The organism is Acutalibacter intestini (assembly GCF_034334985.1).
GTDB classification, from domain to species: domain Bacteria; phylum Bacillota; class Clostridia; order Oscillospirales; family Acutalibacteraceae; genus Acutalibacter; species Acutalibacter intestini.
This window is the reverse complement of sequence record NZ_JAWXXL010000029.1, coordinates 1-24,307: the sequence shown is the minus strand read 5'-3', so window position 1 is coordinate 24,307 and position 24,307 is coordinate 1. Positions and strand designations below refer to the sequence as shown.

Sequence of the window (24,307 nt, the reverse complement as noted above, 5' to 3'; positions counted from 1 at the left end):
CCGTAAATGCTATTTTTTATATTCTACAATATCTCCGAAATCCGCATCCAGGACCTCACATATTTTTTCAAGTACCATCATAGTTACTTCTTGATCTTTTCTCATCCGGGTAACCGTGTTCGGCGCGATGTCAGCAGCTCTACGCATTTCGGCAACGCTCATATTCTTATCTATCAACAACTTCCATAATCTGTTATATGAAATCGACATGACCGTCCTCCAACGTTAAAACTGCAACGGGTATTACTCGGTACATTATGAACTATAAATAGCCAATAAAGATTATACCACGATTTTATGCTCATTACAACAGTTTTTCGCAATTTGTTGCGAATTTGCATTCGAGCAAACACAAGAAAGGTCACCCTGCTAATTTTGCATGGCGACCTTATGTTCAGTCCTCAGATGAAAGACAGGACTATAAAAATTGAAGTCTTGCTTTTTTCGGCGAAAATATCCTTGACAAATGCCGTCTTGGTTCTTTATGCTGACGGATTCCCCGGCTCGCTCATCGTCATGGGAGAGTCTTTCGTATAGGGCGGTGAGTTTGTATTTCTCTGTCTGCCTCTTCATGGTGTGTAACCTCCCTTCTTTGAGGGTGCGCGCTTCCCTATAACCTTATTATACTTATCTGTTTGGCATGGTATTAAACGATGAAATCCATGTCGTGGAGCTTGTGTATGCGGGGCAGGAAATCGAAGTGACGGAAACAGGCACGGAGTTTTACAATGAGCGTCAGCGTATGGAAATCGACCTCAACAAAACCCTTGAGGTGGATGAAGCATACGGCGTAGGGAACAACGGCGAAATCAAGGACGTTACGTTCGGTCTGTATGCCGCCGAGGAGATTACCGCAGCCGACGGCTCTGTTATCCCTGCGGACGGATTGATTGAAGTCATCTTCCTTGATGAGAACGGTCACGGAAAAGCTATCAGCGATTTACCGATGGGCAGCTACTATGTGCAGGAAATATCAACAAATGCCGCCTACCTTGTCAGCGATGAGAAATACCCTGTTGACTTTGAGTACGCAGGGCAGGAAACAGCCGTTGTGAATATCACGGCAAATGAGGGCGAAGCCATTGAAAACGAACTGATTTACGGCTCTGTCAGCGGCAGGAAATCCAACGAGGACGGCGAAGATTTAGGCGGTGCGTTAATCGGCATCTTTCAGACGGGGACAACGGAATATACAAAGGAAAATGCGATTGCAACTGCCACATCCGAGGATGACGGCAGTTTTTCTTTTGGGGAAGTTCCGTATGGCACATGGGTAATCCGTGAAATCGAAAGCCCGAAAGGATATGTACTATCCGAGGAAGAAATCAGCGTAACAATCAGCGAGGTTGACGAAGTTGTGGAGATTGAGCTTGTAAACTACTTCATCAAAGGCAATATCGCTCTGACTAAGGTAGACAAGGACTATCCCGACAACAAGCTCACAGGTGCGATATTTGAAATTTACTCTGATACAAACGAAGATGGAAAACTGGACAAGAAAGATGAGCTTCTCGGCGAGATGGGCGAGGTGGAGAAAGGCGTGTACCAGATGAACGACCTCAGATACGGTAAGTACCTTGTCCGTGAGAAAACAGCCCCGACAGGATTTGTTCTGGATGAGAACGTCTATCCCGTATCCATCGAGGAAAACGGCAAGACCTACAACGTGGAGAATGAAGCGGGCAAGGGCTTCTTGAATGAAGCGCAGAAAGGCTCATTAAAAATCTTCAAGACATCCTCTGGCTATATCCTGCCCGCCAACCAGAAAGTGACGGTCAAAGTGGATGAAACGGCAACCGTAACCATGCACAACGAGCTGCGTGACACACCGAAAACAGGCGACGACTTTAACCTCGGCTTGTGGGTCAGCCTTGCGGCGGCATTTACAGCCGGTGCGGGAATCTTTGGATTTGCAGGCTACCAGTGCGGAAGAAAGAAAAAGGAGCATTCCTGTTAAGTAACAAATAGCGGGTTTGCAAAAAATGAGTGTCGCCCATAGAATAATGATTGTTAACTTGGCGGTTAATAAAAATCATTTTTCAAAGGAGACACCCACATATGAATTGTAAACAAAATGAGAAAATCAATCAAGTAAAAGAATCAACTTTGGTAGTTGGAATCGATATTGGAAGTACTACACATTATGCCAGAGTTTTTGACTGGCGGGGCATTGAACTTGGGAAGGTTTTTAAATTCAGCAACAGCAGAGAAGGCTTTGAAAACTTCAAAGACTGGATGCGGTGGTTACAAGACAGGTACAAAAAGTCAGATGTCATTGTAGGAATCGAACCAACCGGCCATTACTGGTTTGACCTTGGTGCTTATCTTGAGGATGAAAGCATCCTGCTGGTTATGGTTAACCCTTATGCGGTAAAGCAGACCAAGGAACTGGATGATAACAGCCAAAGTAAGAATGACAGAAAAGATCCCAAGGTGATAGCAAAGCTTGTCATTGAAGGAAGATATTCAATACCATATACACCAGATGGTGTGTATGCTGATTTAAGAATTATGGTGGCCAATCGTAAGAGACTTGTCAGGGAACTTACCCAGATCAAAAACAGATTTGCCAGATGGTTCGCCATATATTTCCCTGAATACAAAGAAGTGTTTAGGGATTATGAAACACAAAGCAGTATGCTGCTTTTAAAAGCAGCTTGTACTCCGAGAGCAATAGTGGAACTTGGAGCTGAGAAAATCAATCAAATCTGGCGTGATGCAAAGTTAAGAGCTGTTGGGATAAAAAGGGCAGCGATCCTGTGTGAAACAGCCAAACGAAGCATAGGCTTAAAGAAAGGCTCTTCGGCAGCCAGGTATGAAATGAAACTTTTGCTTGCGGATTACGAATATAAAATGGCACAGCTTGATTCCATTATGGAAGAGATAGAAAGTTTGTGCAAAAAGATACCCGAAAGCGAGCAGATGCTTGCCATCAAAGGTATAGGAATGATCACTGTAAGGTTATTCCTTTGTGCAAATCGGCACGATAGAATATATTCGAGGTGAATGATTATGCCGATTGATGATTTAACCGCTTTAGGGCAAAAAATGCGGGAAGCCCGAAAAAGAAAAGACCTGACACAGCAGGAGCTTTCTGATATGAGCCATGTATCTGTCAAGCAGATTGCCAAGATTTAAAAAGGGCAGATGAATCCGTCCTTTTTGATTTTGAAAGCACTGGCAAAGGTACTGCCGATTTCTCTGGATTCTTTAATCAATCCAGATGTTTCCACGGAAGATGAGGGAGCCAGTCAGATGAAGATGTTGTATTGCAGCTGCCCGTCAGAAATGCGTGAAACCCTCTTGCACCATACGCAGGAAACCATGAAAGAACGAACCGAACGATCCGAGAAATTTGAAACGAATTGAGCTGGTGAGTGAATTTAACAAATTTCTCACCGGCTTTGTTCTTTTTCGAGAAAAAGAAGGTTATCCCGTTCCGGGATAACCTTGGCAAGCAAAAACGGACTTCCAGCGTTACCGCCGGAAATCCGTTTTTGCTTGCTGGCTGGGACAGCGTCCCAACCCCTTTGAACAGCCCCTTGCCGGGACTGGCTGCGCATTCCGTTTCCGAATGCTGATAGCTTGTTTCTTTTGCCGTTGTACGGCAGTTATATTGCTTGTTTTAATTATTCTTCTCTACATCCTGCCAGTTGGCATTACTCAGGATTTCGGCGTTTTCCCCCAAAAACACCTTCCCGGCTTCCTGGTCGTCCTTAAGGAGGTAGAGCATCCATGCGGTCATGTACCCATCCGTCCGTACCTGCATCTGCTCATGTTCGGCTCCGGCAACACGAGCGCGAATTTTCAATACATCGTCTGTCATGCTGTCATAAATTTCTATTAACGAGGCCAAGGGTGCCACACCGCCAAATTCAGCATGGATGTCTGCCACACCCAAGTCATCAGAAGTGCCAGTGGCCGCCGTCATAAAATAAGGAATGGTAATTTGGGAGCTGTCATACTCCCATCCCATGCTGGTGGCCAGTAATGGATACGCCGCGCTGCCAGTGAAGATTGCTTTGTAGAGGTGGCTGTTTCCATATTTGGTGGCTGCGCCCAGCGCCCCCGCGCCACCCTGGGAATACCCGGTAATTCCGATATTTTCCCGGTCGATTTGACTGGCAATCTCACTCTCGGTTAGCACAAAGTCTAAAGCAATGGAAGCTGTCTCGCCGGTGCCGGCCTGGGGGTCATCCGTACCTACGACGACAAACCCCCAGGAGGCCAAACGTTGGAAAAAGGGCAGATAAATTTTGGCGGGTGTGTTGCTCCCGTTCACCACCATCACCACAGGGTACTGCTTGCCGCTGGTTTTCAGCTCAGCGGGGTAGTATACACGGATGGTGCCGATGGATTTGTTGTCCGATTTGTACTCCAGATGCTCCACCTCATAGCTGCCTTTACCTACATAGTATTCCTCCAGCTTACCACCCGCAGGAAACGTCTTAGCAAACGACTTGTAGTAGTCATCCGGCAGAATGGGGGTGTTCAGCGTTTTCCAATTCTTATACTGGGCATAAGCAAAAAATGCTGCCAACACTACCACCAGCGCCAACACCACGGTTCCTAAAATCTTCAACAGTTTTTTCACCACGGCCATCTCCTGCTTTCTCTTGACTTCGCCAAAGAAACGTTTTATGATAATCGCATTCGGAACAAACGTCCCCAAAGGAGCTGGAGAAATAGGGCGGAGCTGCTCCTCTGTCCCCTTATTCCTCCATAACATCCAGCGCTTGAGAGAGCGCCTCCATTGGCGGCTGGTTTTGCAGCTTTACGCTTAGGTAGGGGCGGCTTCCCGCGCTAAGCAGCACCCGGCCCGGCAGTTTCTTCACCAAACGGCCCACCTGCTCCATGTCCATGCCGTTCTTATACAGCAGCAGGGCCCCACCCTGCTGCTTGATCTCCGAAATGCCCAGCAGTCCCGCCCGGTTGCGCAACAGGGCCACGTCGATAAGCCCCTTCACAGCCTCGGGCGGCTCTCCAAACCGGTCGATGAGCTCGTCGGTGACATCCAGGGCGTCCTCCTGGCTGCGCACCTCGGCAATGCGCCTGTACACGTCCAGCCGCAGGTTAATACTATCGATATAATCCTCGGGGATATGGGCCTGTATCTGCATATCCACCAGACAGCCCTCGTCCACCGGCTGGGCAGGGGTCTCGCCCTTCATTAAACTGACCGCCTCGTTGAGCAGCTTCACATACATATCATAGCCCACAGCCTCCATGTGGCCGTGCTGCTCGCCCCCTAAGATATTCCCCGCGCCGCGGATTTCCAGGTCTCGCATGGCAATTTTGAAGCCCGAGCCGAACTCGGTAAACTCCCGGATGGCGGAAAGGCGCTTTTGGGCAATCTCTGTCAGCGCCTTATTGGGGGTATAGGTCAGGTAGGCATAGGCCCGGCGGTTGCTTCTGCCCACCCGGCCCCGTAGCTGGTGCAGCTGGCTAAGGCCCATGCGGTCCGCGTTTTCAATGATCAAGGTATTGGCCGTGGGTACATCCACGCCGGTCTCAATAATGGTGGTGCACACCAAAACATCTATCTCATGGTCCAGCAGCTGCCGCCACACCTCGCTAAGCTCCTCCTCGTCCATCTTGCCGTGGCCCATGCCGATTCGGGCCTCGGGGATGTCCTGCTGGATCTGGGCGGCAATGCGGGGAATAGCGGCCACGTCGTTGCGCAAATAGTAAACCTGCCCGCCCCGCCGCAGCTCCCGGCGGATGGCGTCGCAGATCACCCCCCGGTCATGCTCCATCACATAGGTCTGCACTGGGTGCCGGTCCTGGGGGGCCTCCTCAATGACGGACATATCTCGGATGCCGGAGAGGGCCATGTTCAGGGTGCGGGGAATGGGGGTGGCGGACAGGGTGAGCACGTCGGCGGACTGACACAGGGCCTTTAGTTTTTCTTTTTGGGCCACGCCAAAGCGCTGCTCCTCGTCAATAATCACCAGCCCCAGGTCCTTAAAGCCCACGTCCTTGGAGACCAGCCGGTGGGTGCCCACCACAATATCCACGCCGCCCCGCTTTACCTTGCGGATAATCTGGTCCTGCTGCTTGGGGTTGCGAAACCGCGAGAGCAGCTCCACGTCCACGGGAAATCCCTCCATCCGCTTTAGAATGGTCTGGTAGTGCTGCCAGGCCAAAATGGTGGTGGGCACCAGAATGGCGCACTGCTTGCCGCTGGTCACGCACTTAAAGGCGGCCCGCAGGGCCACCTCGGTTTTGCCAAAGCCCACGTCGCCGCACAGCAGCCGGTCCATAGGGGGCTCCCGCTCCATATCGTCTTTAATTTCGCTCACGCAGCGCAGCTGGTCCTCAGTCTCGTCAAACTCAAACCTGGCCTCAAAATCCCGCTGCCACTCTCCATCAGGAGGAAAGGCAAAGCCCTTCTGCCGCATCCGGGCCGCGTATAGCTGAATCAGCTCTTTGGCAATGTCTTTCACAGCGGCCCGCACTTTGGCTTTCTGCCGCTGCCAGTCTGCCCCGCCCAGGCGGCTTAGGCGTACGGCGGCGTCCTCTTTGGGGCCGATGTATTTGGAAACCATGTCCAGCTGAGTGACGGGAATATACAGGGTGTCGTTTTTCTGGTAGCGCACCTTGATATAGTCCTTGGCCACGCCGTTCATCTCCAGCTTGTGGATGCCCTCAAACACCCCGATGCCGTGGGAGGCATGGACCACAAAGTCTCCTGGATTCAGCTCTGAAAGGCTGGAAATCTCCTTGGCGTGCTTGTTTTTCTTGGCCTTACGGCTCTTTTGCATGGCAATGCGGCCCCGGGCAATTAGGGCAAAGCCCGCGTCCGGCCAGTCGAAGCCAGCGGAAAGTACCCCGCTGGTAACCGTTACAGTACCCCGGGCGGCGGTGGAGGGGTTTTCAATATAGGAGGTGGGCAGACCAGACTGTTTCAGGTCGGCGGCCAGGGCCTCTCCCGCCCGCTGGGTACCGGAGAGCACCACACAGGCCCTGCCTTGGTTCAAAAGGGCAGTCAGGTCCTCCTGCAAAAGCTGTACCCCGCCCCCCCAGGCGGGAAACTGCCGCACGTTAAAATTGGCCAAAGTCTTGGTGGGCACTTCATAGCTGCCCCGGGCGAACACGTCCATAAACACCGTGGGGACCCGCTGGGCCTGGCCCAGGGCGTACTCCCAGGTCTCGCTGTAAGCGTCCAGGCCCTTGCACAACAGGCCCTCGTCCAAGTAGGCGGCCAGGTCCTGGCCCCACTGGACCAGCCCCGTGCGAATGCGCTCTTTCAGCTTGTTCCCCTCAGAGAAAAACAGCAGGCACTCCTCGGCAGGGAAGTAGTCAAACAGGGTTGAAACCCCGCCGTACATCAGGGGCAGGAATTTGTCCGTCGAGCCGGGCCGCAGGCCGTTTTTCAGCTTTTCCACCTCGGCTTCCAGCACCTGACGGGCCTTTGGGGCCCGCTTGCCCCGTAGGCTCTTGGAAAGGGCCTCTATTTTTTTAATTAGGTCCGGCCCGTCGGGGATCACCTCCACGCAGGGAGCCAGGTCCACCTGGTCCACTGGGTCGGTGCGGCGCTGGGTGGCTGGGTCGAAAAAGCTCACCGAGTCTACCTCATCCCCCCAAAACTCCACCCGCACAGGCTGGGGTGCGCTGGGGGAAAAGAAGTCCACAATGCCTCCCCGGCGGCTGAACTGCCCCGGCCCCTCAATCTGGTCCTCCCGGGTGTAGCCACAGTTTACCAGAGCGGAGAGCAGCCCATCTATGGGCAGCTCCCGCCCGGGGGCAATCGTGAACAAACGGCTCTTTAGCTGCTGGGGGCCCATGGTGTATTGCAGCGCGGCGTCAATACAGGCCACCACACAGTTGCAAGAGCCGTTTTGCATTTTAGAGAGTGCCTCCAGCCGCAGGCGCTCATACTCTCGGGAAGAGACAGCCGTATCCCGAAAGTTAAAGTCCCGCATAGGGTACTGCGTAGGAGCCAGCCCTAAAGCGGAGAGGTCCTCAAAAAAGCGCTGGCTTTCCGCCTCGTCGGCGGCAATGACCAGGCCCCGGCGGCCGGTCTGGTGGCACAGGGCGGCAATGACCACACACTTATGCACGCCAGAAAGCCCTGCGGCCACGGCAGGGGCGGCGCCAGTATCAATGGCCCGGGCTAGAGCAGAATATTCGGGTGAGCGGGAAAGAGCGGAAAATATGGATTTCATAGCATGGACCTCAAAGTATTTATAATAATGGCTTTTGGGTAATGGCTTTTGGGCGGCCTAAGAACTTCTACGCGGGAGCATGAGAAGTGAGAACCCCTGGCCGGGTAACAAGGCAGGCGTCTTTACAGCTTTCTTACAGATATTTTCGCCCACCGGCCACGGCAAGCAGCTTTGTATAATAACTAAAAGTAAAAAAGGAAGCGGGATGCGCCGCCGAAAAGCATCCACATCCTTGGCCCTGCTGGGGGCGGGGCGCGGTGTGCTGGAAAGTTTTGGGCCTAGGCGCTGTTTGCGGTTAAGGCCCTTCCAGGCAGAACAGCAGCGTATCGATGACGCCCCGCTGGGGATGCAGAAGGGCTTTACGGCGCACGCCCTCTTGGGCAAATCCCAAAGACTCCAGCAGCCGCCGGGAGGCCAGGTTGTAGGCATAGCACTCTGCCGTAACCATCTGGGCTTCTGTGGCAAACAGATGGGCGATCACGCCGGAGAGGGCTTCCCGGGCATATCCCTGCCGCCGGAATTTTTTGCTGATGATATACCCCAGCTCCACCGCCGGCACCCCCCGGTGGGCGTCCATCAGGTGGATAAGACCCGCCCCCTGCCCAGCGCCCTTTTCCACCACCAGGTAGTGCTGGTCATGCTTAGCCAGCCACTTTAAGTTTTGCAAAAAGCCCGGGTCTTCCATAGAGGCACAGGCGTGATAGCCCCCGTCGTCCAAACAGGTCTGCTCGTCCCCCAGCATGGTGAACAGGGCGGGGCCATCCTGAAGGGTTACATTGCGCAGCAAAAGGCGCTGGGTTTCAATGGTCTGCATTCCATGATCTCCTATAGGCTTTAAGACGTATTTTTTATTATATCCCTTTGGAAAGAGGATGTCAATGAGCCCTGCTGGCATAAAAAGCTATTTAGAATCAGCGGAAAAAAACGCGCTGGCTGGAACAGCGCGCATTGCAGCGTTTTCTCTTGACACCGCCGTGCGGTTATGATATATTAAAACTGGTTCTTACAGTTAGGGATTGTTTGAAACATCAAAAACGTCGTCTTTTTGCCCATAAACGGCCCTTTCCGCATCAAAAATCCTCGCCAATCGGAAGATTGACCTGCGGTTTTTCTTTGCAATGGCCCCCTTCTGGGCAAAAGTCTGTCGTTCCCTCTATGCTCAAACAAGTCCTAATCCCAGTTTTTTTTCGACTGCTTGCGAGAACAAATCCCAAACAATAAAGGAGGTGGGCCCCATGCTTCAATTGCATACGATAAACAGTGAGAACCGCTGCCGGCCCACTGCCAGGGCTGTTTCGGCCCGCCGCTAAGGCCCGCTTTGTAAAGAGCGCTCCCTGTTTTTGTGGGGGAGCGCTCTTTTTGCGTTGTATGGGCCGCGGAAGAGAAAAGGAGGTATGTTTTATGGACAATCATATGAAGCACATTCACCATTGCGGCATAACAGAAATTCAGGAGGGAATCTATGACAAATATCGACTTGCGGAAGTACGGCTTTCCTGCCGCCCTTCTGCCACAAAGCGGCTCCCTGGCCCCGGCCCGGGTCACCGCGGTTTTTAAAGACCGCTGGCAGTTAATCACCCCTCAGGGGGAACGGTTCGGCCAGCTGAAAACCAAGGAATATTTTTATGAGAAAGGGGCTGTGTTTCCCACCACCGGCGACTTTGTGCTGGCGGCCCCTGCCTGTGGAGACTGGCAGATCGTAAAGACGCTGCCCAGGAAGAGCTTTTTCTCCCGCATGGACAGTTGGCACGGCGTCCAGCAGGCCGTGGCCGCCAACATGGACCTGGTGTTTATGGTCCAGTCTCTCAACCAGGACTTTAGCGTAAAACGCCTAGAGCGCTATTTGTCCCAGGCCCTAAACAGCGGGGCAAAGCCCGTGATTTTATTGACAAAAGCAGACCTACCCGGGGACCACCAGGAAAAGCTGGCTTTGGCCCAGGCCGTGGGTGGTGAGACGCCGGTGCTGGCTGTCAGCGCCAAGACGGGCTATGGGTTTGCGGAGCTGGAAGCAATGCTGCCCCCTGGCAGCACCGCGGCGTTTTTAGGCTCTTCTGGAGTGGGCAAGTCCAGTGTTATCAACCGGCTGGCTGGAGAAGAGGTGATGTCCACCGGCGGCATCCGCCAGCGGGACGGTAAAGGCCGCCACACCACCAGCCACCGGCAGTTGTTGCTCCTGGCCGGGGGCGCTCTTGTAATCGACACCCCAGGCATGCGAGAGCTAGGCATGTGGGACGCCGCCCAGGGCGTATCCACCGCCTTTCCAGATGTAGAGGCCTTTCTGGGGCAGTGCCGCTTTTCTGACTGCAAACACGAGAAAGAACCTGGCTGCGCCATCCGCATGGCCCTGGAGCGGGGAGAACTCTCCTGGGAACGCTGGAAGAGCTACCAGCGGCTGATGTCCGAGTCCGGCCTAGGCAGGCGGAAAAAGCGGGGGCAGCCTAGCAAGGCCCTGGCAAAACAGCGGCGGAAGATTAAAGATTCGTTGGATTTTTAGAACTTGTATTGTAATAATAGTTAAGAGAGGAAATGATGAATTTATGGGCAGAAGAGGTGGATTGCAAGGAGAAAAAGCGCTGTGGTTAGCCGCGCCAATCTTGCGGATTTCCGAAAATTTTCCAGGCGGAAAGGGGCCGCTTATGTCCAAAAAGACGGTCGTTTCCGATTGTTCAAACAGGCCCCAATATTTCTCTAGACCGTTTTCACATACGGATATGAGCATGTGAATTGGGGAAAATACAGATTCAAGCCTCCCCTACGGCCGCTTGGCGCCCTTTTATACTCGCGTACTTCAAGAATTTTCCCACCAAAAGGCGCGCGGACACACTGACAGGGACACGATCTGGCGTTGCAATTCGACTTGTTAATTTTTTTCGGAAACAAGTTTCTTCTTGACAACCGCAAAGTCACGGTGTATAATAAGATAAAATCTAGTTTATAAAACTAGATAACACGAATCAAAAAGCGATATTTTGCACAGAAAGGAACGGTGAATGATGGACACTACCATGAACCTCTCCCGCCCCCGGCTCTCTGCCTCTCGCCGGAACAAATGTCAAGCCCTGGGCCTGCCCCTTTACTCTTTGGGCGAGGAGGTCTTTTCCTCTGTGTCCCATGGGGTCTCCGCCCTAATTTCCGTAGCCTCTCTAGTATTGTTGCTGATATTTTGTGAAAAGATCCCCGTGAAAGTTGTTTCCACCGCTGTGTATGGGGCCATGATGGTGGTGCTTTTTGCAGCTTCGGCCATCTACCATGGTCTGGGCCTAAATCAGGCCAAAGTGGTGTTTCGCTCCATTGACCACTGCACCATCTTCTTGCTCATTGCCGGCACCTATACCCCCATTACCCTGGTTTGCCTGGGAGGCGCCCAGGGGTGGGCTATGTTTGGTGTGGTGTGGGCTGCGGCCCTGGCGGGCATCATTCTTAATGCCATAAGTGTCGAACGCTTTAAGGTCTTTTCCATGATCTGTTACCTAGCCATGGGTTGGGTGGTGGTTTTTGCCATGGGCACCTTATGGACCAACCTAAGCGGCACAGGCTTTTGGTGCCTGCTGGCTGGGGGTGTGCTGTACACAGTAGGAGCGGTGCTGTATGGCTTTGGCAAGCGGGTGCCGTATATGCACTCGGTATTCCATCTGTTTGTGTTGGCGGGCAGTGTGCTGCACACGATAAGTGTGTATCAGGTGGTAAAATAAGGTTTTTTCTCGCTGTTCACGTTTCCTCTAAATTATTCCCCGCGTGCTTGCTCTGGCAAGCACGCAATTTTTCTTGCTGCGCTTAGGGCTTATTTGAAACATCGAAAACGCCGCCTTTGTTCAAACAAGCCCTAGAGTCTGTGTGAAAACTCCGAAACAGGGTCAGTTTTGCCCAGAAATGGTGGCTTCGGCCTCAAAAAACCTGGAAAGGCGCCAGCATTTCTCCGATTTTAAAACAGACTCTAGCTATACTACCAAGAATATCCTCTTTTTGATTCTTTTGTCCCCGCCCGGAAATTTCTGTGCGGAGTCCAAGTTTGCCAGAATGTCCGCATCATAAGACTCTATAGGTTTTAACAAAACAAACGTGTGCAGAGGGGCGCACAAACTTTTTATTCCTGTCAAAAAAGGCTTGACGAATAGATTAAAATGTGGTATAGTGTTATAGCGTTGGGAATATTTGTCCCGCCGGTATTGCAGCGGGTTTTTGCGGGTGTAGTTCAGTGGTAGAACACCAGCCTTCCAAGCTGGTTGTGTGGGTTCGATTCCCATCACCCGCTCCAGGCAATTTATCTCTGGGTAATTTTATTGCCCAGGCCCTTTTGCAATTTTATAAGCGGGTCCAAAGGTTCTTCCCCGTTCGTGCGCCAATAGCTCAGCTGGATAGAGCAACTGCCTTCTAAGCAGTAGGCCAGGGGTTCAAGTCCCTTTTGGCGCGCCATTGTGGTGGATGTAGCTTAGTTGGTTAAAGCGCCAGATTGTGGCTCTGGAGACCGTGGGTTCGAGTCCCATCACCCACCCCACACAAATGGGCACGGAGTTTAATTCTTGTGATTAGGCTCCGTGTTCTCCATATTGGGCTGTCGCCAAGCGGTAAGGCAACGGACTTTGACTCCGTCACCCGTGAGTTCGAATCTCGCCAGCCCAGCCATCCTAGGAAAACCAAAAAAATATTTGGGCAAAAAACCGCGCGGTTGGGCGCGGTTTTTTGCTGTTTATTCCTACACCCCGCCGAAACACTGGGTTTATGCGGGGGCATAGCCATGTTTTTTCCCTTTTGCCCCTCATTTTGTCCCTTACCAGCTTCCCATAAGGGACACTTTCTTACTCCCCACTCGCCAGCTTGTCCAGCAGCCTGGCTGCCGCCCTTTTGGAGTCTCTTTCAGCGTGGGCATAGACATTCATGGTTGTACGAATGTCAGCGTGCCCCAGCAGCTCTTGTACATCTTTGGAGGTTGCCGCCCCCACCTCTCTATCTGATTTTCCAAACAATTCAGATGGGAGGAAACGCCCATGGTCATACAATCAGGGCACAGAAGAACGCAAATGGCAGCGTTGAAAGCTGGCTGAAAAAAGTGCTGCGGGCCTGCGGCATGGATGAAATTGCGATTAAACGGCTTCGCCTTTGGGACAGGGCTAGCAGATTTAGCCGCCAATATTATAGTATAGAATGTGCTCAATTCCCCTATCGATATTGACTCCTGTGATCCTGAACAAGCCCTATGCAAAGCCTATAGTTCGCAAAAGAAAAAGCATGGGGCGCTATACCCTCATGCCTTTTCTTTATTTGCAAAAGTCTGCCCCTCACTTCACCGCCGCAAACCCCTTCTCAAGGTCTGCAAGAATATCGTCAATATGCTCGGTGCCAATGGACAGCCGGATAGTGTTGGGCTTTATGCCCTGGTCGATGAGCTCCTCTGGGGAGAGCTGGGAGTGGGTGGTGGTAGCCGGGTGTATCACCAGGCTCTTCACGTCTGCCACGTTCGCCAGCAGGGAGAATATCTCCAGATTATCGATAAACTTATGCGCCTCTGCCTGCCCGCCCTTTATCTCGAAGGTGAAGATGGACGCGCCGCCGCTGGGGAAGTATTTTTCATACAGGGCGTGGTCCGGGTGGTCCGGCAGGCTGGGGTGATTGACCTTCTCCACCTGGGAGTGCTTGGAGAGGAACTCCACCACCTTCTTGGTGTTCCCGGCGTGGCGCTCCAGGCGCAAGGAGAGGGTTTCAACACCCTGCAAAAGCAGGAAAGCATTAAAGGGAGAGAGCGTGGCACCGGTGTCTCGCAGAAGGATGGCGCGTATGTAGGTCACAAAGGCGGCAGGCCCCACAGCGTCCACAAAGCTGACCCCATGGTAGCTGGGGTTGGGCGCGGCAATGGGGGCGTACTTGCCGCTCTTTTTCCAGTCGAACTTGCCGCTGTCCACAATAACGCCGCCAAGGGTGGTGCCGTGGCCGCCGATAAACTTAGTGGCCGAGTGCACCACAATGTCCGCGCCGTGCTCGATGGGCCGAATCAGGTAGGGCGTGCCGAAGGTGTTGTCTATCACCAGGGGCAGACCGTGGGCATGGGCGATTCCGGCAATCGCGTCAATATCGGGGATGTCAGCGTTGGGGTTGCCCAGGGTCTCAAGGTAGACGGCCTTGGTATTGGACCGGATGGCCCCCTCAAGTTCCTTGAGATCGTGTGCGTCCACAAAGGTCGTCTCCACGCCGAACTGGGGCAGGGTGTGGGCCAAGAGGTTGTAGCTGCCGCCATAGATGGTTTTCTGGGCCACGATATGGTCGCCGTTTTGGGCCAGGGCCTGGATGGTGTAGGAGATAGCCGCTGCGCCCGAGGCCGTGGCCAGGGCGGCTACGCCCCCTTCCAGCGCGGCTAGGCGCTTTTCCAGCACGTCCTGGGTGGAGTTTGTGAGCCGGCCGTAGATATTGCCAGGGTCGGCAAGGCCGAAACGTGCCGCCGCGTGGGCAGAGTTCCGAAAGACGTAGCTGGTGGTCTGGTAGATGGGCACGGCCCGGGCGTCGGTGGCGGGGTCAGGCTGCTCCTGGCCCACGTGAAGCTGTAAAGTCTCAAATTTATAGTTGTTCATTGGTAATTCCCTCTCTCTCTCAATTTAAGGAGATGATGCCAAATAATCTATCTATAGGCAATACCGCACAATTCTAAGTACCGTATTTGCGCAGTCAGATTTTTCTTCAGAGTGTACAGATTGAGCGCCGTCCATCTCACCATTGACCAGCGAAAGCTGTGCGCTATCACGGAAAATCTGCAAGCAAGACGGTGCTTAAGGCTCCAGCCGCGAATGGTGCGGGGGTGCCTATACAATCAACTATCAAGATCTCACTCCGCAAACAGCGGTGTGGAAAGATACCGGTCGCCTGTATCAGGCAGAAGGGCTACAATGGTCTTTCCCTGATTCTCCGGGCGCTTTGCAAGCTGGATTGCCGCCCACACCGCCGCGCCGGAGGAGATGCCTACCAGCACGCCCTCGGCACGGCCCACCAGCTTTCCAGCAGCGAACGCGTCCTCGTTCTCTACCGCGATGACCTCATCGTAGACCTGGGTGCTCAGCACCTCCGGCACAAAGCCCGCGCCGATGCCCTGTATCTTGTGGGCTCCGGCGGTACCCTTGCTCAAAACTGGAGAGGCGGCAGGCTCCACCGCCACGATCTTCACGTTAGGGTTTTGGTTCTTCAAATACTCCCCCACGCCGGTGATCGTGCCGCCGGTGCCCACGCCCGCCACGAAGATATCCACATTCCCGTCCGTGTCCTCCCAGATCTCCGGGCCGGTGGCGGCTCTATGGGCGGCGGGGTTGGCGGGGTTTACGAACTGCCCCGGGATAAAGCTGTTCGGGATCTCCTTGGCCAGCTCCTCGGCCTTGGCAATGGCCCCCTTCATACCCTTTGCCCCCTCGGTGAGAACCAGTTCCGCGCCATATGCCTGCATGATCTGCCGGCGCTCCACGCTCATGGTCTCTGGCATGGTGATGATGATGCGGTAGCCCTTGGCCGCCGCCACAGAGGCCAGGCCAATGCCGGTGTTGCCGGATGTAGGCTCGATGATTACCGACTCAGGCTTCAAGATCCCCTTTGCCTCCGCGTCATCGATCATGGCCTTTGCAACGCGGTCTTTTACAGAACCGGCGGGGTTAAAATACTCCAGCTTTGCAAGGATCCGGGCCTCCAGCCCCTCCCGCCGGCCGATATGCCCCAGTTCCAGAAGCGGGGTTTTTCCAATCAACTGGTCGGCGGACGTGTAGATTTTACTCATAAGAGATGCTTCCTCCTCATTTCGATTTATTACCAACCCCCATAATAGGTTTGTGCGTATTATATACCCGCCAGATATGTTTGTCAAGGACTATTTGGAAAATGATTCTCTTGATTTCCTATTAACCATTTTGTATAATAGGTTTATTATTGAAACGGAGGTGCGCCATGCTCATTTCGACAAAAGGAAGATACGCCCTGCGGGTCATGGCCGACCTGGCGGAGCACCCCACGGATGGCTACGTCCCGCTAAAGGAGATCGCCCGGCGGCAGGACATCTCGGGAAAATATCTGGAGGCGATTATTAAAGTCTTGGTGAAAGCTGGGCTTATTACCGGCGTTCGGGGAAAGGGCGGCGGGTACAAGCTTACTAAGGCCCCCGACCAGTACACGGTGGGCTCCATCCTCCGCCTGACGGAGGAGTCTCTGGCTCCGGTTGCCTGCTTGAAAGCGGGTGCCACCCCCTGTGCAAGGGCCGCTTCCTGCCGCACGTTGCCCCTCTGGCAAGAGTTGGACCGGGTTGTCAACCAGTGCCTGGACAGCGTCACCATTGCGGATCTTCTGGAGCAGGGCGCGCAGTGGAATGATTATGTAATTTGACTCTGTTGGCAAATTACACTTGAAAGGGGGCGGTGTTCTATAACGTTGCGGCAGACACGCTGCATCATTTACCATAGCCGAAGCAGGCTCCCGCAATCAAGCGGCGGAGGTCTTGTATGTGGTCCCGCCATCCCTAGCCAGCGCTTCGCAGAAGGTGGAAAAGGAACTGGGCCCCACCTTGGTGGCCTTTACGCCCTTGCCAAGGGCTTCCGCTCCGGGCGCTATACAGAGCAGCCCACCTTCCCTCCCCCCGGAGGATAACCGAAGCGGGCGGTTCCAGTTTTCGGAGGAAGGCTTCCGGTATTACCAGCAGGCGCTGGATCTGATCCGCTTCGCCGCAGAGGAAAAGTTCGCTACAATGGCCCAGGTATGCTTGGGCTGGATGATCCGCAAAAAGCCCTAGGTCGTGCCTATCCCCGGCATCCGCAATGTAGAGCGCATGAAGGAAAATCTTGCGTCTGCCAACGTGGCGCTGACGGCGGAGGGTATCGCCAAAATTGACGAAGCCTTGGAGAAAATGAATCTGGACAACGCCGCGGGCAGAAGAAAAACCTGCCGAAGATTTCCCAATAAAAGGCTTGACTTGGAGTGCGGTCTATTTTGTAAAATAAAGCCGGGGAAGTGTCCCCCAATAAAAAAGTGGAGGAATCAGCAATGAAATACGCAAAATTAGGCAATACAGATATAGCGGTGTCCAGGCTGTGTGTGGGCTGCATGAGCTTTGGGGAACACATTGAGGGCGGCCACCAGTGGACGCTGGATCAGGACGCCACCCAGGAGATGGTCCGGCACGCTTTGGAGGTGGGCGTCAACTTTTTTGACACGGCTAACACCTACGCCCGGGGCACCAGCGAGGAATTTCTGGGCCGCGCCCTAAAAAATGTGGCAAAGCGTGAGGAGGTACGCATCGCGACAAAGGTGTTTTTTAACCTGACCACGCCGGAACATCTTACCAAAAAGGCCATAGAAGCGGAAATCGACGGCTCCCTCAAGCGCTTGGGCACCGACTATGTGGATTTATATCAGATCCATCGTTTCGATAAAGACACCCCCATCGAAGAAACCATGGAAGCCCTGCATGGGCTGGTAAAGGCAGGTAAGGTGCGGGCGATTGGCGCCTCGGCTATGTATGGGTATCAATTCCACAATATGCAGATTGCTGCGGAGAAACATGGCTGGACGCCCTTTAGCACCATGCAGAACCACTATAACCTTCTGTACCGGGAAGATGAGCGGGAGCTCATTCCCATCTGCCAACAGATGAATGTCAGCCTGATCCCTTACAGCCCCTTGGCGGCTGGCAGGCTCTCCCGGCTGGAGTGGAAAACTGACACCGCCCGCAGCCAGACAGATAAGGTCGCTATTGGGAAATATGACAGCACCCAGGAGCAGGACTATAAAATTGTAAAGCGCGTACATGAGGTTGCCGAAAAGCACAACGCTACCATGAGCCAAATCGCCATCGCCTGGCACTTTGCCAAAGGCGTGACCGCGCCCATCATCGGCGCCACAAAGCCCAAGTATTTTGATGATGCCGCAGCCGCGCTGGACATTACCCTCGCCCCGGAGGACCTGGCGGCATTGGAGGAATTCTATGTGCCGCACAAAATAGTGGGAGCGCTGTAAAAGATTCATATAAGTCATTCTTAATCAAGTATCCCTGGAATCCACATTGCCCCCAGCGGTTTTCTGTTTCCATAAAGGCAGAAAAAACCAGTGAAATTCTTTAGAGCTTGTTTGAACTATCAAGAACGCCGTCTTTTTGCCCATAAGCGGCCATCTTCCGCGTCAAAAATCCTCGTTAACCGGCCCCGGTTGACTTGCAGTTTTTTCCTGGAATCTGACCACTTCTGACCCCAAATTCGTCATTCCCACTATTTTCAAACAAGCCCTAGGAGGGAGAAAAATGTTCTCAAACCAAGACCTGAAAAAGATGATCATCCCCCTGTTCTTCGAGCAGCTTCTGGTGCTGCTGGTGGGCATCATCGATACCTTCATGATCAGCTCGGCGGGGGAGGCGGCGGTGTCCGGGGTGTCCCTGGTCAATAATTTCAGCGCCATATTCCTATACTTATTTACGGCCCTGGCCTCGGGCGGGGCCGTGGTGGTCAGCCAGTATATCGGCAGCGGGCAGAAAGAAAATGCCCGGGAGTCCGCCGGGCAGCTTCTGATGATATCCACAGTGGTTTCTATTGGCATCATGGGGTTGGTTCTCTTGGGCGGGCGCGGGATGCTGACAGCCCTGTTTGGCCGGGTGGAGGAAGATGTGATGCAGGCTTGCGTCACCTATTTATGGATATCGGCCCTCAGCTACCCGGCTCTGGCTGTGTACAACGCGGGCGCGGCCCTTTACCGCAGTTTGGGCGACACCAAAACCACCATGGTCGTTTCCATCCTCTCCAATATTATCAACGTGGCAGGCAACTACATTGGCGTGTTTGTGCTGAAAGCCGGGGTAGCGGGTGTGGCATGGCCTACCTTCGCGGCCCGTATGTTCTCGGCCATTGTGATTACCTGGCTGGCCTACCGGAAGAAAAACGAAATTCACTACGAAAATCAATACATTTTCCGCTGGAACGGCAGCTTATTAAAGCGCGTCCTGCGGGTGGCGGTGCCCAACGGCCTGGAGGGCGCGGTATTCCAGTTCGTGAAGGTGGCGCTGTCCAGCATTGTGGCCCTGTTCGGCACCTATCAGATTGCCGCAAACGGCGTGGCCCAGAGCATCTGGTCTCTGGCGGCGCTGACCGGCATTGCCATGGGGCCGGTGTTCGTGACGGTGATTGGCCAGTGCATGGGGGCCGGGGACAGCGCCCAGGCCGAGATGTACTTTAAGAAGTTAATGAAAATTTCCATCGTGTTCGCCGTGGCCTGGAATGCGCTTATCCTGGCGGCCACGCCCCTCCTGCTGCGGTACTACAACCTGGGGGAGGAGACCAAGGCCCTCATCTTCCAGCTTGTGGTCATCCACAATGTGTTCTGCGCTTTCGTGTCGCCCTTTACCCAGCTGGGCAACGGCCTGCGGGCGGCGGGGGACATCCAGTTTACCATGATCGCGTCCATTGTTGCCACCCTGGCGGTGCGGCTGGTGTTCAGCTACATTTTGGGCCAGTGGCTGGCGTGGGGCGTGACCGGCATCGCGGTGGCCATGTGCATGAACTGGATTGCTTCGGCGATTGCCTATACGGTACGGCTGAAATCTGGGAAGTGGAAGCAGTTTAAAATTATATGATAGATTCAGTTTGGAACAGAGCCTTGCGCCCTATAGAAAGCAAGGAGTGAAGGGCAGCCCATCCAGTCTCTACGTTCCGTAGGTTGCGCCCTTCTCCTAAAAGTGCTATCCTATTGCCACAGCAAAGGAGGCGAACCCCCATGAACCACTATATCACCGGCCCCACCATCAAAAGCCTGCGGGAAAAGCAGGGCCTGACGCAAGCACAGCTTGCAGAGATACTGTGCATAAGCGACAAGACGGTCTCAAAATGGGAGACAGGCAAGGGCCTGCCGGATATCACCCTGCTGGAACCCTTGGCAAAGGCGCTGAAGGTGTCCCTGCCGGAGCTGCTGTCCGGGGAACAGATCATCAATCGGAACCGTTCAGCCAACTTATTGCGGTCCCAGCTATATGTCTGCCCCATCTGCGGAAACATCCTCCAGGCCACGGGACTGGCTGTGATTTCCTGCTGTGGCGTGGCCCTTCCCGCGCTGGAGGCAGAGCCGGAGGATGAGGAGCATCAGATCCAGTGCCAGGGGATAGACGATGAATATTTTATCTCCCTTTCCCACCCTATGACAAAGGAACACTACGTTTCTTTCGTTGCCTACTGCACCGGCGGGCGCTTTGAATGGGTGAAACTGTACCCCGAGGGGAACGCGGAGGCCCGGTTCTTTATCCGAGGGCGCGGGGTGCTGTATTGGTACTGCAACCGGCATGGGCTGTTTGCAAAAAAGATTGAACCGGCGCTTCCTTGCCCAAAAGAAAGAATGCTCTATGCCCCCAAAAATTCCACCCCGCCTGTGGCATAAACCCCTCCGCCCGCTGAAATGTGGTGTACTTTCCCGGCTTTGCCTGCTATAATTTTCCCATAGAAATTCCGGAAAAGAAAACAGGAGGGACCCCCATGCAAAAATTTGGTTTCGGCCTCATGCGCCTGCCCACCGTGGGCGGCCAGTACACACAGATCGACATCCCCGCTTTCCGGGAGATGGCGGACGCTTTCATCAAAGCGGGCGGCGCCTACTTCGACACCGCCTGGCCCTATCACGGCGGCAATTCCGAGCGGGCGTTCAAGGAGGTGGTAGCCTCCCGCTACCCCCGGGACAGCTTCACCATCACTGACAAAATGCCCATGTACGCGGTCAACACCGCCGACGACCTGCCCAAAATCTTCAACGAGCAGTTGGAGCGCTGTGGGGTGGAGTATTTCGACTACTACTGGCTCCACGCCCTGGGCGGCGGCAACTACGAAAAAGCTCAGCAGACCAATGCCTTCGACTTTATCGCCAGGATGAAGTCCGAGGGCAAGATCAAGCACATCGGCTTCTCCTTCCACGATGACGCCGACCTGTTAGAGCGCATCCTCACCGACCACCCGGAGGTGGAGTACGTGCAGATCCAGCTCAACTACCTGGACTGGGACGACCCCACTGTCCAGTCCGGCAGGTGCTATGAGGTCTGCGAAAAGCATGGCAAGCCGGTGATGGTCATGGAGCCCATCAAGGGCGGGAGCCTTGCCAGCATCCCCGAGGAAGCCGATAAGATTTTGAAGGAACAGCGTCCGGAGCTGTCCACCGCCAGCTGGGCCATCCGGTTTGCCGCCAGCCAGGAGAACGTGAAAATCGTCCTCTCCGGCATGAGCAACATGGAGCAGATGGAGGACAATCTCAGCTACATGAAGGATTTCCAGCCGCTGAACGACGCGGAGAGTGACGCGCTCAAAAAAGCCACGGAAATCATCCGGGCCAGCATCGCCGTGCCCTGTACTGCCTGCCGGTACTGCGTCAGCGAGGCCAAATGCCCCAGGAACATTGCCATCCCGGACGTGTTCGCCATCTATAACAACCTCAAGCGGTTCAGCGGCCCACAGGGTATGGTTGCCGCCACTTACTACGCCAACCTCACCGAGAGCCACGGCAAGGCCGGGGACTGCATTGGGTGCGGACAGTGCGAGAAGCACTGCCCCCAGCACCTGCCCATTCGGGACTACCTCAAGCAGGTTTCGGCAGAGCTGGACAAATAAGCACATAGTTAACGCAGTTCAAAAGAGGTACCCCTCTTTTGAACCAAGCGGAAAAGCCGATTTTTAAGTGCGTTAACTATATGCGTTAACTATAAAAGCGAGGCATGAAAGCCCGCGCTTTTCTTTTATATCTTTATCCCATCCACCCCATGGCACACCAGCCGGATTGCCAAATCTATGATCTCCTCCAGCGGAATCCGCTTGCCGTCGGCCACCCACTGCTTGTAGATTGCCAGGGTGCTCTGGGAGATAAAGGTCATGATGATGTCCTGCCGGAAGGGGTCGCCGGGGCCTTTCGTCCAGGTCTGGCTCATAATGTCGCCGGTGATGCGGCGGCTCACATAGTGGTAGCTGCCCGCGCAGGTGATGCGTTCCCCCAGCCTGCCCAGGCTCTCCTGGGACAGGAAAAACTCCCGGGTGATCTTGTCCATGTCCCGGGGCGGCGCCATGCCCTCGGTGCGCCTGATAAAGTCCTGGGCCAGGTCGTTCTGAATCTCTCTAAGCAGGTCGTCCAGGGAGTCGTAGTGCAGATAAAAAGTTTTACGGTTGATTTTGGCCCGCTGGGTCAGCTCCTTGATGGACATTTCCTCATAGTCCATCTCGCAGATCATCTCCTCAAACACCCGGCGGATGTTCTCCTTGGTGCGCTGAACGCGCAAGTCCACCTTCTTTTCCGGCATGGTCAGCCCTCCTTTTCTTTATTTTACTACACTCGTGATGGATATGCAACACCTGACCCATATTTTCTTTTGCAGAGTTACGCCACATTTTTGCGTGAAGTGTGGAGCAGACAGCAGAAAGAGTGATGAGAGGGACAGCTTACCGGCTGTCTGCCCGAATTTGCCGCTTGCAGCGTCAAATTCCAAAGCAGCACAAGGAGTTATGCCACACTTTCAGAGAAAGTGTGGCATACACACCATTTCCTGCTGAGATGGTGTGTACTTTCCCATCCAAAGCCGGTATACTGAACCCAGAAAGGCAGGGTGGACTGCTATGAGATGCAAAACGGTTGAGCCTATCACGGCGGAAAGGCTGGCAGGCTGTGGGAGGTGCCGGAAATGCTCCCAGGGCTGTCCTGGGCACATTGATATCCCGGCTATGCTGGAAATTTACTGCAAATTCCAGACCGGGAAAAAGCGGCCCTCCGGCCCATCAAGGACTTCCAGAAACGCGGCCTGCCCATTGACTGTATCGAATGCGGGGCCTGCACGGATCACTGCCCCAAGCGTTTTGATGTGCGGGCGGCGGTGAGGGCGTTGGCAATACAATCTATGCTGAGATAATCGGAAAGGGGTTTTCTTTGTGAATTTCAGAAAGCTGGGCCGGACTGGCTTGCATGTCGGTGAGATCGGCCTGGGCTGCATGGGGTTCTCCCACGGCTATGGGCAGATCCCCAGCGAGGAATACAGCATGGAGGCCATCCGAAAGGCCCTGGACTATGGGTGCGACTTCCTCGATACCTCCGAGGCCTACGGTCCCTATATGTCCGAGACCGGGCACAATGAGAAGATCGTGGGCAAGGCTGTCAAGGGCCGCCGGAAGGACGCGGTGCTGGCCACCAAGCTCTTTATCGGCACGGGCGAGGCCAGGCGCTCCGCCTATGACGCCATCCGAAAGCACCTGGAAGCGTCTCTCAAGCGTTTGCAGACCGACTATGTGGACCTGTACTATCTGCACCGCATCAACCCCGATGTGCCGGTTGAGCGAGTGGCCGAGGGCATGGGCAGGCTCATTGGTGAGGGGCTGATTCGTGGGTGGGGGCTGTCTATGGTAACGGTAAATTTCATCGACCGGGCCCACAAGGTCACGCCGGTGAGCGCCGTACAGAACATCTACTCCATGATGGAGCGGGACTATGAGAAGAAGGTCATCCCCTACTGCCAGGAAAACAACATTGGATTTGTGGCGTTTTCGCCCATCGCCAGCGGGTTTCTTTCCGGCAAGGTGACGGCTGACACCAAGTTTGTGGGAGATGATGTGCGGCGCTGGGTGCCCCAGCTGAGCGAGAAAAATCTGGCGGCGAACCAGCCGTTTGTCGATTTGGTGTCCGGCATGGCCAAGCGGAAGGGCTGCACAAACGCCCAGATTTCCCTTGCGTGGATGCTACATAAGTATTCCTGCGTGGTGCCCATCCCCGGCTCGAAGAATCAGGAGCGGATTTTAGAAAATCTTCGGGCCAGTGAGGTGGATTTGACCGATGCAGAGTTCCATGAGTTAGAAAACGGGCTGGCAGATTTGACGGTTTACGGTAGGCGAAAGGACGTCAACATGGGTTCGGAGTATATAGACTAACAAAAGACCGGCGCGAAGCGAGTAAAAGTTTCGTCCACCTTTTCAAAGGTGGTGGGGGTGGAGGGGGGCGACAATCGCCAGTGGCGATTTCCCGTCGCCGACCGAGCCGGCAGGTGAGACCCAAAGCCCCTCCCCGCCGGAGGCCATTACTATTACTCCTCCGCCGAAAGATAGGAAAGAAGCGGATGGAGGAAAAAACGAATAACCCGAGAGGGATTATGCTGGAGCCGACGCATAAATGAATGAATGTTATGAGAGATATCCTGC

At 54.2% G+C, this 24,307-nt stretch carries 17 protein-coding genes, 4 tRNA genes and 2 pseudogenes; 16 read left to right on the top strand and 7 right to left on the bottom strand.

Going from position 1 to position 24,307, the window contains the following annotated elements; translation table 11 throughout:
• Nucleotides 1–9: 9 nt before the first annotated feature.
• Nucleotides 10–210 carry a helix-turn-helix domain-containing protein gene (locus U8U68_RS16455; RefSeq protein ID WP_016315175.1) on the bottom strand — a complete coding sequence of 67 codons (201 nt, stop codon included), beginning with the start codon at nt 208–210 and terminating at the stop codon, nt 10–12.
• Nucleotides 211–634: 424 nt separating this feature from the next.
• Between U8U68_RS16455 and U8U68_RS16450 the strand changes: the two are divergent.
• The 3 genes and pseudogenes from U8U68_RS16450 to U8U68_RS16440 form a co-directional block, all read left to right on the top strand.
• Nucleotides 635–1,957: pseudogene (locus tag U8U68_RS16450) on the top strand (SpaA isopeptide-forming pilin-related protein); the annotation flags it as partial.
• Nucleotides 1,958–2,058: 101 nt separating this feature from the next.
• Nucleotides 2,059–3,006 carry an IS110 family transposase gene (locus U8U68_RS16445; protein ID WP_322202725.1) on the top strand — a complete coding sequence of 316 codons (948 nt, stop codon included), beginning with the start codon at nt 2,059–2,061 and terminating at the stop codon, nt 3,004–3,006.
• A gap of 6 nt (nt 3,007–3,012) precedes the next feature.
• A pseudogene (locus U8U68_RS16440) lies at nt 3,013–3,369 on the top strand (helix-turn-helix domain-containing protein).
• A 256-nt stretch (nt 3,370–3,625) separates the two neighbouring features.
• On the opposite strand, the gene U8U68_RS16435 reads toward U8U68_RS16440, so the two are convergent.
• From U8U68_RS16435 to U8U68_RS16425, 3 genes are all read right to left on the bottom strand, one after another.
• Complete coding sequence (locus U8U68_RS16435; RefSeq protein WP_322202723.1) at nt 3,626–4,594, bottom strand: poly(ethylene terephthalate) hydrolase family protein; 969 nt, start codon at nt 4,592–4,594, stop codon at nt 3,626–3,628.
• Between the two features lie 118 nt (nt 4,595–4,712).
• Nucleotides 4,713–8,168, bottom strand: a complete 3,456-nt coding sequence (gene mfd, locus U8U68_RS16430; RefSeq protein ID WP_322202721.1) for a transcription-repair coupling factor — start codon at nt 8,166–8,168, stop codon at nt 4,713–4,715.
• Between the two features lie 295 nt (nt 8,169–8,463).
• Nucleotides 8,464–8,982: a GNAT family N-acetyltransferase gene (locus U8U68_RS16425; protein ID WP_322202718.1), complete on the bottom strand. Its 519-nt coding sequence runs from the start codon at nt 8,980–8,982 to the stop codon at nt 8,464–8,466.
• Between the two features lie 648 nt (nt 8,983–9,630).
• On the opposite strand from U8U68_RS16425, the gene rsgA reads away from it, so the two are divergent.
• The 6 genes from rsgA to U8U68_RS16395 all read left to right on the top strand — a co-directional run bounded on the left by rsgA (nt 9,631) and on the right by U8U68_RS16395 (nt 12,791).
• Nucleotides 9,631–10,662, top strand: coding sequence for a ribosome small subunit-dependent GTPase A (gene rsgA / locus U8U68_RS16420; RefSeq protein WP_322202716.1), 1,032 nt, complete (start codon nt 9,631–9,633; stop codon nt 10,660–10,662).
• A 496-nt stretch (nt 10,663–11,158) separates the two neighbouring features.
• On the top strand, nt 11,159–11,860 hold the full coding sequence (trhA, locus tag U8U68_RS16415; RefSeq protein ID WP_322202714.1) for a PAQR family membrane homeostasis protein TrhA: 702 nt from the start codon (nt 11,159–11,161) through the stop codon (nt 11,858–11,860).
• Between the two features lie 489 nt (nt 11,861–12,349).
• Nucleotides 12,350–12,423 (top strand) — tRNA-Gly (locus U8U68_RS16410).
• 81 nt (nt 12,424–12,504) lie between these two features.
• Nucleotides 12,505–12,581 (top strand) — tRNA-Arg (locus U8U68_RS16405).
• Between the two features lie 5 nt (nt 12,582–12,586).
• Nucleotides 12,587–12,663, top strand: a tRNA-His gene (locus tag U8U68_RS16400).
• A gap of 53 nt (nt 12,664–12,716) precedes the next feature.
• Nucleotides 12,717–12,791: transfer RNA gene (locus U8U68_RS16395), tRNA-Gln, on the top strand.
• A 653-nt stretch (nt 12,792–13,444) separates the two neighbouring features.
• Here the strand turns inward: U8U68_RS16395 and U8U68_RS16390 are convergent.
• Nucleotides 13,445–14,728 (bottom strand): O-acetylhomoserine aminocarboxypropyltransferase/cysteine synthase family protein, encoded by a 1,284-nt coding sequence (locus tag U8U68_RS16390; protein ID WP_322202711.1) that lies wholly within the window; start codon nt 14,726–14,728, stop codon nt 13,445–13,447.
• Between the two features lie 251 nt (nt 14,729–14,979).
• Entirely contained in the window at nt 14,980–15,912 is a 933-nt protein-coding gene (gene cysK / locus U8U68_RS16385; protein ID WP_322202710.1) for a cysteine synthase A, read from the bottom strand.
• A 167-nt stretch (nt 15,913–16,079) separates the two neighbouring features.
• On the opposite strand from cysK, the gene U8U68_RS16380 reads away from it, so the two are divergent.
• The 6 genes from U8U68_RS16380 to U8U68_RS16355 all read left to right on the top strand — a co-directional run bounded on the left by U8U68_RS16380 (nt 16,080) and on the right by U8U68_RS16355 (nt 21,748).
• Nucleotides 16,080–16,511 (top strand): RrF2 family transcriptional regulator, encoded by a 432-nt coding sequence (locus tag U8U68_RS16380; RefSeq protein ID WP_322202708.1) that lies wholly within the window; start codon nt 16,080–16,082, stop codon nt 16,509–16,511.
• Between the two features lie 118 nt (nt 16,512–16,629).
• A complete protein-coding gene (locus tag U8U68_RS16375; RefSeq protein ID WP_322202706.1) occupies nt 16,630–16,914 on the top strand; it encodes an aldo-keto reductase family protein in 285 nt (94 codons plus the stop codon).
• A gap of 251 nt (nt 16,915–17,165) precedes the next feature.
• Nucleotides 17,166–18,137 carry an aldo/keto reductase gene (locus U8U68_RS16370; protein WP_322202704.1) on the top strand — a complete coding sequence of 324 codons (972 nt, stop codon included), beginning with the start codon at nt 17,166–17,168 and terminating at the stop codon, nt 18,135–18,137.
• A gap of 280 nt (nt 18,138–18,417) precedes the next feature.
• Nucleotides 18,418–19,740 carry an MATE family efflux transporter gene (locus U8U68_RS16365; protein ID WP_322202702.1) on the top strand — a complete coding sequence of 441 codons (1,323 nt, stop codon included), beginning with the start codon at nt 18,418–18,420 and terminating at the stop codon, nt 19,738–19,740.
• A gap of 140 nt (nt 19,741–19,880) precedes the next feature.
• Entirely contained in the window at nt 19,881–20,534 is a 654-nt protein-coding gene (locus tag U8U68_RS16360; RefSeq protein ID WP_322202700.1) for a helix-turn-helix domain-containing protein, read from the top strand.
• A 95-nt stretch (nt 20,535–20,629) separates the two neighbouring features.
• A complete protein-coding gene (locus U8U68_RS16355; protein ID WP_322202698.1) occupies nt 20,630–21,748 on the top strand; it encodes an aldo/keto reductase in 1,119 nt (372 codons plus the stop codon).
• A gap of 125 nt (nt 21,749–21,873) precedes the next feature.
• Here U8U68_RS16355 and U8U68_RS16350 read toward each other — a convergent pair whose 3' ends face one another.
• Nucleotides 21,874–22,428, bottom strand: a complete 555-nt coding sequence (locus tag U8U68_RS16350; protein WP_322202697.1) for a TetR/AcrR family transcriptional regulator — start codon at nt 22,426–22,428, stop codon at nt 21,874–21,876.
• A 622-nt stretch (nt 22,429–23,050) separates the two neighbouring features.
• Between U8U68_RS16350 and U8U68_RS16345 the strand changes: the two genes are divergently transcribed.
• Nucleotides 23,051–24,040, top strand: coding sequence for an aldo/keto reductase (locus U8U68_RS16345; RefSeq protein WP_322202695.1), 990 nt, complete (start codon nt 23,051–23,053; stop codon nt 24,038–24,040).
• The last annotated feature ends 267 nt before the right edge of the window (nt 24,041–24,307 follow it).

What these genes read in the sequence shown, in the direction of transcription:
- U8U68_RS16455 (WP_016315175.1), bottom strand. Translation starts at nt 210, where the DNA reads ATGTCGATTTCATATAACAGATTATGGAAGTTGTTGATAGATAAGAAT.
- U8U68_RS16445 (WP_322202725.1), top strand. Translation starts at nt 2,059, where the DNA reads ATGAATTGTAAACAAAATGAGAAAATCAATCAAGTAAAAGAATCAACT.
- mfd (WP_322202721.1), bottom strand. Translation starts at nt 8,168, where the DNA reads ATGAAATCCATATTTTCCGCTCTTTCCCGCTCACCCGAATATTCTGCT.
- U8U68_RS16425 (WP_322202718.1), bottom strand. Translation starts at nt 8,982, where the DNA reads ATGCAGACCATTGAAACCCAGCGCCTTTTGCTGCGCAATGTAACCCTT.
- rsgA (WP_322202716.1), top strand. Translation starts at nt 9,631, where the DNA reads ATGACAAATATCGACTTGCGGAAGTACGGCTTTCCTGCCGCCCTTCTG.
- trhA (WP_322202714.1), top strand. Translation starts at nt 11,159, where the DNA reads ATGATGGACACTACCATGAACCTCTCCCGCCCCCGGCTCTCTGCCTCT.
- U8U68_RS16390 (WP_322202711.1), bottom strand. Translation starts at nt 14,728, where the DNA reads ATGAACAACTATAAATTTGAGACTTTACAGCTTCACGTGGGCCAGGAG.
- cysK (WP_322202710.1), bottom strand. Translation starts at nt 15,912, where the DNA reads ATGAGTAAAATCTACACGTCCGCCGACCAGTTGATTGGAAAAACCCCG.
- U8U68_RS16380 (WP_322202708.1), top strand. Translation starts at nt 16,080, where the DNA reads ATGCTCATTTCGACAAAAGGAAGATACGCCCTGCGGGTCATGGCCGAC.
- U8U68_RS16370 (WP_322202704.1), top strand. Translation starts at nt 17,166, where the DNA reads ATGAAATACGCAAAATTAGGCAATACAGATATAGCGGTGTCCAGGCTG.
- U8U68_RS16365 (WP_322202702.1), top strand. Translation starts at nt 18,418, where the DNA reads ATGTTCTCAAACCAAGACCTGAAAAAGATGATCATCCCCCTGTTCTTC.
- U8U68_RS16360 (WP_322202700.1), top strand. Translation starts at nt 19,881, where the DNA reads ATGAACCACTATATCACCGGCCCCACCATCAAAAGCCTGCGGGAAAAG.
- U8U68_RS16355 (WP_322202698.1), top strand. Translation starts at nt 20,630, where the DNA reads ATGCAAAAATTTGGTTTCGGCCTCATGCGCCTGCCCACCGTGGGCGGC.
- U8U68_RS16350 (WP_322202697.1), bottom strand. Translation starts at nt 22,428, where the DNA reads ATGCCGGAAAAGAAGGTGGACTTGCGCGTTCAGCGCACCAAGGAGAAC.